Here is a 1,930-nt window from a genome sequence, read left to right as displayed (position 1 = left end):
CCCCTTGCGGGAGGGGGGGCAGGGGGAGGGGGTTTCCGACGCTGGAGCCGGCGAGCCTTTCGGCGTTCCGACATCACCGGCGAGGTCTGTGCCCTTCGCATTCGCGCGCGGACGCGCGCAGACCCCTCCCCCTACCCCCCTCCCGCAAGGGGAGGGGGGACAAGAATATGGCGAGCTCATATCGAGTTGAGCGGAGGCCGCGGCGATGACCCGCCTGGTCGCCGGGCTGCGCTGGGCCGTGTTCCTGCTGGCGGTCGTGATCCTCAACATCCCGGTCATCGTCACGCTGCTGACCTCGCTGAAGACCACGCTCGACATCAACGCCTATCCGCCGGTGTGGCTGTTCGCGCCGACGCTGGAGCATTACGCCGAGGTGCTGACCGACCCGGCGCTGGACTTCCCGCGCTATCTGCTGAACTCCACCGCCATCGCCCTCGGCGGCACCGTCCTGGCGCTCGGCCTCGGCGTGCCGGCCGCCTACGCCATGGCGAAGCTGGGGAAGGGGACGACGACGATCCTGCCGGTGGTGACCAACCTGCGCGCCCTGCCGCTGGTGATCTTCGCCATCCCGTTCTACCTGCTGTACCAGGCGCTCGGCCTGCTCGACACGCGGCTGGGTCTCGCCCTGATCTCCTGCATCATCAACCTGCCGCTGGCGCTGATCCTGCTGGTGGGATTCCTGCAGGACCTGCCGCAGGAGATCGAGGAGGCGGCACGGGTCGACGGCGCCTCCACCTTCGCCGTGCTGCGCCACATCGTGCTGCCGCTGGCCCGGCCGGTGCTGGTGGCGGTGGCCATTCTCAGCTTCATCTACAGCTGGAACGAGTTCCTGTTCGGCCTGATCCTGACCACCCGCAGCGCCGTGCCGGTGACGGTCGGCGCCACCTTCTTCATCACCTCCTGGGGCGTGAAATGGGGCGCCACCGCGGCGGCGATGATGCTCAGCGTGCTGCCGCCGCTCTTGCTCGGCCTCGTCAGCTACCGCTATCTCGGCCGGGCGATGCTGGCCGGGGCGGTGAAGGGGTAGGATGCAGCCATGAGCGAGACCCCGACCCTCGGGCGCAAGGTGCTGGCCAGCCTGCGCGCCGCCAATCCAGGCCTGTCGCCGGCTCTGGGCCGCATCGGCGACTATGTGCTGGAGGGGCCGGAGCGGGTGCTGTCGCAGACCGTGACCGAACTGGCCGAGGCCTCCGGCTCCTCCGAGGCCTCGGTGATCCGCTTTTGCCGCGAGCAGGGCTTCCCCAGCTTCCAGGGTTTCAAGCTGGCCCTGGCCACCGAACTCGCCTCCGCTCAGCCGGCGCGGGCGGAGGAGGCGGGACGGCATGCGCTGTTCCGCATCGTCGACCGCGCCGTCGACGCGCTGCGCCAGACCGAGGACCTGCTGGACCCGGCGGCGGTGGAGGCGGTGGCCGACCGGCTGCGCAAGGCCCGGCGCGTGCTGGTGTTCGGCGTCGGCGCCTCGTCCGTCACCGCGCGCTACGCCCAGTACAAGCTGGCCCGGATCGGGCTGCAGGCGGTGGCGCATGACGACCCGCACATGGCGGCGATGGCGACCGCGGCGCTGGCCGAGGGCGACGTGGCGCTGGCCGTCTCCAGCTCCGGCTCCACCCTCGACGTGGTCCGCGCCGCGACGCTGGCGAAGGAGGCCGGGGTCTTCCTGGCCGCGATCACCAACCGCAGCAGGAGCCCGCTGACCGGCCTGGCCGATATGGTGCTGCTGGCCTCGGCGCCGGAGACGCCGCTGACCGGCGGGGCGCTGACCTCGAAGATCAGCCAGCTGGTGATCGTCGACATGCTGTTCGAGACCATCGCCGACCGCGACCCCGCCGCCCGCGACGCCATCCGCCGCACGGCGCAGAGCGTGGCGGATCGGGGGTATTGAGATGGGGATCGGAACGTGAGGATCGCTTTTTTTAAAGTCCCCCCCTCC

General features: G+C 70.6%; 2 protein-coding genes. Both read left to right on the top strand.

Annotation, left to right across the window (positions count from 1 at the left end):
* Positions 1 to 205: 205 nt before the first annotated feature.
* A complete protein-coding gene (locus tag P409_RS33000; protein WP_034848669.1) occupies positions 206 to 1,027 on the top strand; it encodes a carbohydrate ABC transporter permease in 822 nt (273 codons plus the stop codon).
* A 9-nt stretch (positions 1,028 to 1,036) separates the two neighbouring features.
* Positions 1,037 to 1,882 (top strand): MurR/RpiR family transcriptional regulator, encoded by an 846-nt coding sequence (locus P409_RS32995; RefSeq protein WP_081992138.1) that lies wholly within the window; start codon positions 1,037 to 1,039, stop codon positions 1,880 to 1,882.
* Positions 1,883 to 1,930: the final 48 nt, after the last annotated feature.

Origin of the sequence: Inquilinus limosus MP06, assembly GCF_000767795.1 — a bacterium.
GTDB classification, from domain to species: Bacteria; Pseudomonadota; Alphaproteobacteria; order DSM-16000; family Inquilinaceae; genus Inquilinus; species Inquilinus limosus_E.
The sequence above is the reverse complement of the archived record's forward strand: the minus strand, read 5'-3'. Positions and strand labels throughout refer to the sequence as shown.